The organism is Geodermatophilus sp. SYSU D00079, from assembly GCF_054050635.1.
Genome location: NZ_JBJGZS010000008.1, coordinates 136,163 through 142,162, shown reverse-complemented (window position 1 = coordinate 142,162; position 6,000 = coordinate 136,163). Strand labels below are relative to the sequence as shown.

The 6,000-nt window shown below is 71.6% G+C and carries 6 protein-coding genes; all 6 read right to left on the bottom strand.

Going from position 1 to position 6,000, the window contains the following annotated elements; translation table 11 throughout:
* Positions 1–260 precede the first annotated feature (260 nt).
* A complete protein-coding gene (locus tag ACI79E_RS09655; protein ID WP_456932312.1) occupies positions 261–1,067 on the bottom strand; it encodes an ABC transporter permease in 807 nt (268 codons plus the stop codon).
* Positions 1,064–1,924 carry an ABC transporter ATP-binding protein gene (locus ACI79E_RS09650; RefSeq protein ID WP_456932311.1) on the bottom strand — a complete coding sequence of 287 codons (861 nt, stop codon included), beginning with the start codon at positions 1,922–1,924 and terminating at the stop codon, positions 1,064–1,066. The genes ACI79E_RS09655 and ACI79E_RS09650 overlap by 4 nt, the downstream gene beginning before the upstream one ends.
* Positions 1,921–2,709, bottom strand: a complete 789-nt coding sequence (locus tag ACI79E_RS09645) for an ABC transporter permease (RefSeq protein ID WP_456932310.1) — start codon at positions 2,707–2,709, stop codon at positions 1,921–1,923. Before ACI79E_RS09645 ends, ACI79E_RS09650 begins: the two co-directional genes overlap by 4 nt.
* Before the next feature lie 75 nt (positions 2,710–2,784).
* Positions 2,785–3,810 (bottom strand): ABC transporter substrate-binding protein, encoded by a 1,026-nt coding sequence (locus ACI79E_RS09640; RefSeq protein WP_456932309.1) that lies wholly within the window; start codon positions 3,808–3,810, stop codon positions 2,785–2,787.
* A 71-nt stretch (positions 3,811–3,881) separates the two neighbouring features.
* Complete coding sequence (locus tag ACI79E_RS09635) at positions 3,882–5,072, bottom strand: 4-hydroxybenzoate 3-monooxygenase (RefSeq protein WP_456932308.1); 1,191 nt, start codon at positions 5,070–5,072, stop codon at positions 3,882–3,884.
* A 128-nt stretch (positions 5,073–5,200) separates the two neighbouring features.
* Positions 5,201–5,929 carry a FadR/GntR family transcriptional regulator gene (locus ACI79E_RS09630; RefSeq protein WP_456932307.1) on the bottom strand — a complete coding sequence of 243 codons (729 nt, stop codon included), beginning with the start codon at positions 5,927–5,929 and terminating at the stop codon, positions 5,201–5,203.
* Positions 5,930–6,000 lie beyond the last annotated feature (71 nt).

Genomic DNA, 6,000 nt, shown 5'->3' with positions numbered 1-6,000 from the left:
CAGCCGCATGTGGTAGGTGGCTGCGCCCAGCTGCTGGGCGGCCCACAGGAACGCATCGGCGTACTCCGGGCGCTCGGCGCCGCGGGACAGGACCGCCACGGTCTCGCCCTCGTGCACCGCCGACAGCCGCAGCTGCTCCAGGCAGATGGAGTTGAACAGGTTCTGGTCCACGAACTGCTCCTTCGGGTGGGGTGGGGAACCAGGGCAGGCGGAGGACGCACGCGGCTCCGCCCGGGAGGGGAGGGGGACAGCGCGGCGGATCAGGCGACGGTCGAGCGCTCCAGCCGGCGCAGGGCCAGCATCTCGAGGACCCGCATGAGCACGATGAACAGCAGCGCGTAGGCGATCATGTCGGCCGGCCGGAGGAACCGGAACGACTCGTAGATCCGGGCACCGACCCCGTCGGACTGGGTCATCGTCTCCATGAGCACGACGAGCTTCCAGGAGAAGGCGAACGACGTGCGCAGGGCCGCCACGATGGCCGGCCGCACCTGGCCGGCGAGGACGTGGTGCAGGTAGTCGACGCGGCCGAGCCGGTAGGTGGTCGCCATCTCGTCCAGACCGCGGTCACGGGCCTGCACCGAGCTGATCACCACGTTGGCGACCAGCGGCACGATGGCGATGGTGAGCGCGACGATGCCCGAGGTCTCGGTGATCCCGAGGATCAGGATGACCAGGATGATGTAGACCGGGTCCGGGATGGCCAGCCCGGTCACCAGGATCGGCCTCAGGAAGCTGTCGACCCTGCTGCTGAACCCGGCCAGCAGGCCGAGGACGAGCCCGGCCAGGGTCGCGGCCACCAGGACCGTCAGCACCCGGCGCAGGGAGATCAGGGCGTCGCCGTAGAACTCGCCGTCGCCCAGCAGGTCCGCGACCGAGGTGGCGATCTCGCCGACCCCGGGGACCCAGCCGTCGGAGGTGAGGCTGACCAGCTGCCACAGCACCGCCCCGAGGACGGCCGCGGTGAGCCCGGCGAGGGCGCCGCCCGCCGCGCCGCGGAACCGGGCCGGTCGTCCATCGGCCGACGGCGCGGGGACCGCCGGGCGCTCGGTGACCGCGGTGCTCACGACGCCCGCCGCTCTGGCGCACCCGGCACGGCGTCGGTGAGCTCCCACTCCTTGAGGACGTCGGCGATCACCTCGGCCTCCAGGCGGCCGAACTCGGGGTCCTCGTACCGCCGCGGCCGCGGCAGCGACACCGTGAGCTCCTTGAGCACCCGGGCCGGGCCGTGGCTGAGCATCACGACCCGGTCGGCGAGGAACAGCGCCTCCTTGATGGAGTGCGTGACGAACACCGTCGGCACCGAGGAGACCTCCCGCAGCCGGGAGAGCTCCAGCCGCATGGCCCGCGCGGTCACCTCGTCCAGACCGCTGAACGGCTCGTCCATGAGGACGACGTCCGGGTCGACCGACAGTGCCCGGGCGATGGAGACCCGCTGCCGCTGCCCGCCGGACAGCCGCATCGGCCAGGAGTCGCGGTACTCGCCGACCCGCAGCATGCCGAGGTGGCGGTCGATCCGGGCGTCCCACTCGTCCTTGGGGATGCCGGCGCTCTTCATGGCGATCGTGATGTTCTGGGCGACGGTCCGCCACGGCAGCAGCCGGTGGTCCTGGAACACGTACCCGACGCGCAGCTTGCCCGACAGGTCGGCGGTGGCCGGGCTGCCGCTGAGCCGCAGCTCCCCGGAGTGCGCCCGCCGCAGCCCGGCGAGGACGTGCAGCAGGGTGGACTTGCCGCAGCCGCTGGGGCCGAGCAGCGCCACGAACTCGCCGTCCGCCACCGTGAGGTCCACGCCGGCGACCGCGGTCCGGTCCCCGTGCTTGATGACGACGTCCCGGAGGTCCAGGAACGGAGCGGGGGACCCGCCGGCGGTGGTGGACATCAGGGTGGCCTCGCTGGTCATGAGAGAGCTGTCGGTGGTCATGACACCCGCCATTTCAGGATGAATCGCTCGATGGGCCGGATGACGAGGTACTCGCTGAGCAGCAGGATCGCCACGAAGACGAGCAGCCACAGCACGACCTCGGTGAGCTGGAAGCGGTCGAACGCCCGGGCGAACTGCCACCCCATGCCGCTGCTCCCGACGAACAGCTCGGCGAGGACGACGATCTTCCAGGCGTGCGCGTACTCGTTGCGCACCGCGGAGAAGCCGTAGGGGGCCAGCTGCGGCAGGACGACGTGCCGCAGCCGAGCCGTACCGGTGATCCGGTAGGCGTCGCCCATCTCGCCGACCTTGACGTCGAGGTTCCGCATGCCCTCGCGCAGCACGGTGGCCACGAAGGGGAAGCAGATGAAGGCGACGACGACGTAGACGCCCACCGGGTCCCGGCGGAACACGTACAGGGCCAGCAGGGCCGCGACCGTGCTGGGGACGGCGATGGCGAAGCCGACGAAGGAGCTCATGACCCGGCCCCAGAACCAGTCACGCCGCATGACGGCGGCGGCGGCGGCACCGAGGACCAGCGCCAGGAGCAACGAGCCCAGGACCCGGACGGTGGTGGCGCCGGCGGCCGCCCAGACCTCCGCCGAGGCGAGGAAGCCGGGGAGCTCGTCGAGCACCTCACCGATGGGCGGGACGTACCGGGTGGCGGAGCCGCCGATCGCCCAGAGGAGCAGGATCGACCCGATGCCGGCCAGGGACAGCGCCCACCGGTTCGCGTCCGGCAGCCGGCGCCGGGACGGTCGCGTCGGAACGGTCGCAGCGGTCATGCTCGCCTCCTTTCTGCGTGCTGTCTGAGTGGGGGACGGGCGCCCGGCCGGCGGCACCGGCCGGGCGCCCCGGGCTCAGCCCTTGACGAGGTCGTCGAGGACGGCGACCGGCGCGTCGGCCGGGAGTTCCTCCAGCGCGCCCTGGTCGACCAGGAGCTGCAGGTAGTCCATCTGCTGGTCGACGTCGTCCTGGGTCCACTCGGGGGAGTAGCAGGGAAGGTCGGCGCAGTAGTCGGCCAGCGCCTTCAGCTCCTCGGCGCTGCCGACGTCGAGGAAGCTCGCGTAGGGCTCCTCCAGGAACAGCTGGTAGTCGCTGTCGACGATGGCCTGGACGGCCTCCTTCCAGGCGTCCTGGACCGAGACGGCGAGGTCGCCGTTCTCCTCCAGCCACTCGGTGCGGGCCGTGAGCATCGCCAGGGGCGGCGACCAGTCGGCGGTCTCCTGCCAGTAGTCGGTCACCTGGAACAGGTAGCGGCCCGGGGTGTCGGCGATGGCCCGGAGGCCGTAGGGCTCGAAGTCGAAGATCGCGTCGACCTCGCCGCTGGCCAGCAGCTCCGGCAGCGCCGCCGGGGAGGACTGCACCATCTCGTAGTCCTCGAGCGGGTTGATGCCGTGGGCCTCCTGCAGGGAGACCGCCAGCGCCTGGGTCGTGCCGGAGTCGTCCCCGAAGTGCCCGACGCGCTTGCCGACCAGGTCCGCCGGCGTCTGGTACGGGCTGTCCTCGGCGACCACGATCGCGGCGGTGTTGCTCATGGCCGGGTAGAACGAGACGACCTGGTGGCCCTCGTTGTTGGCGATCGCCGAGCTGGTGGCGTCCTGGTCCACGCCGATGTCGCTCTCGCCGATCAGGAAGGTGCTGGTCGAGGCGTCCGGGTCCACCTCGATGAACTCGGCGTTGAAGCCGTGCTCCTCGTCGATGCCGAGTTCCTGCATGACGAGGACGGGGAGGGGGGCCGGGTCGGGCATCCCGGAGAAGCGGACGGTGGGCAGGTCGCCCCCCGCCGCACCGCTGGAATCCTCTCCGCCGCCGCAGGCGGTGAGAGTCAGGGCGGCGGCCAGCAGGCTGGCCGGCAACCGCAGGGAACGTGTGCTCAGAGCCATCGATACCTCGTTCTCGGGGTCGGTGGAGCGCGGTCCGGCAGCGTCGCCGGGGTGGTGCGACAGGGGAGTGGTCAGTCCTCGATCGGGAGGGGACCGATGTAGCTGCGGGCGAAGTTGGTGGCGTAGGCCTCGGAGTGGGCCAGCTGCCACAGCCGCGACTGCTGCAGCCGCTGCCGGAAGGCGGCGTCCGGGCTGTCGGCCGGGTAGGTGTGCATCATGTGGAGCAGCGCGTGGCTGAACTCCTGCGCCCGCCAGACGTCGGGCACCCGGCGCTCGGAGTAGGCCTGCAGCAGGGACAGGTCGGTGCCGCCGGCCAGGTCGAACTCGCGCAGCACGCGGTCGAGCTCGACGGCGTCGGCGACGGCGAGGTTGAGGCCCTTGCCGCCGGACGGGCTGATGATGTGCGCGGCGTCGCCGAGCAGGAACACCCGCCCGTACTGCATGGGCTCGGCGACCCGGCTGCGCATGTCGAGCATGTTCTTGCTGAAGATCCGACCCTCGTTGAGCGTCCAGCCGGGCTTCTCCAGCCGGGCCCGGAGCTCGGTCCAGATCCGCTCGTCCGGCCAGTTCTCGACCACGTCGCCGACCGGCACCTGCAGGTGGAAGCGGGTGACCGTGTCGCTGCGCAGGAGGTGGCCGGCGAAGCCCCGCTCGTGCTGGGCGTAGATGGTGCAGTCCGCCGAGGGCGCTGCCTCCGCCTGCAGGGTCAGCCACTGGAACTCGTGCTGCATCTCGTACTCGGTGACGGCGCCGGCAGGGGTGGTGGCCCGGGCGAGGCCGTGCTGACCGTCGGCACCGGCGAGGAAGTCGCCGGTGACCACGCTGCCGTCCGAGCAGACGACGCGGACCCCGTCGGCGTCGAACTGCAGCTGCTCGGCCGCCACCCCCAGCCGGACGTCGCCGCCGGCCTCGACGAACCCGTCGAGCAGGTCGGCCACCACCTCCTGCTGCGGGAAGACGTGGTGCGAGCGGCCGTCGTAGTACTGGGTGAAGTCGGTGTAGAAGGCCTGCCCGGCGCTGCGGAACTCGCAGCCGCTGTGCTTGTGGCCCTCGGCGAACAGCCGCTTGGCCAGGCCCATCCGGCTGATCGTCTCGACCGTCCGGTACTCCAGCAGGCCGGCACGGGTCCGGCTCACCAACTGCTCGCGCGTGAACTTGTCCACGATCACGCACGGGACGTGCCGCCGTTGCAGCAGGTTGCCCAGGGTCAGCCCGGCGGGTCCGGCGCCGACGATCACGACGCGGGTGTGGGTGGTGGACATCGATCTCTCCTCACGAACGGCATGGAAGACGGCACGCCGGAGACAGCTGGCGGCCCGAGGGTCACGCGAAGTGGTTCAGTGGTCCTACCTCTGGCAGCGGCAGGGGGTCGGGCGGGGGTGGGGAGTCCCTACGCCTGCTGTTCGAGCTCGCCGGCGACGTCGCGCAGGTGCTGGTGCATCACCCGGCCGGCGCGGGCGGGGTCCCGGGCACGGATCGCGTCGAGCAGGGCGCGGTGCCCGGCGACCGACTTGTCATGGGGGTCGTAGCTGGCGGAGGGCAGCTTCTTGCGCATGTCGTGGAGCAGTTCGTAGACGGCGGCATGGACGGCGATGACCGTGGGGTTGCCGGTCGCCTGTGCCACCGCGAGGTGGAAGTCGGCGTCCGAGGTCTCCACGGCGCCCTCGCCGTGCACCGCCTGCTCGAACCGCTCCAGTGCCGCCAGCAGCGTCTGCTCCCGCTCCTCGGTGAGGTTGGCGGCGGCGAGGGCGGCCACGCCCGGCTCGAAGGCCATCCGGAACTCCATGACCGACTCCGCGGCCGGCGTGGAGAGCTCGATGACCGTGCGGAACGGCGCCATGAGCTCCGCCGGGCCAGGGTGCCGTACGAACGTCCCCTCGCCGTGGCGGCTCTCCACCAGCCCCAGCAGGTCCAGTTCGCGCAGGGCCTCGCGGACGGAGTTGCGGCTGACGTTGAACTGCTCGGCCAGCTCCCGCTCCGCGGGCAGCTTGTCGCCCGACCCGAGGACGCCCTCCCGCATCAGCTGCTGGAACTGGGAGACGACCTGACGCGACAGTCGTCCCGACGCGACCTGGCGGAATGCCGGTGCCGGCCTCGCGAGCTCGTCCTTGGCGGCCACGCCCACCCCTTCCCCTGTCGTCGTTCGGCGACTGTCGTCGTCACCCTGCCCTGTCGGCCGACGGGGAGGAG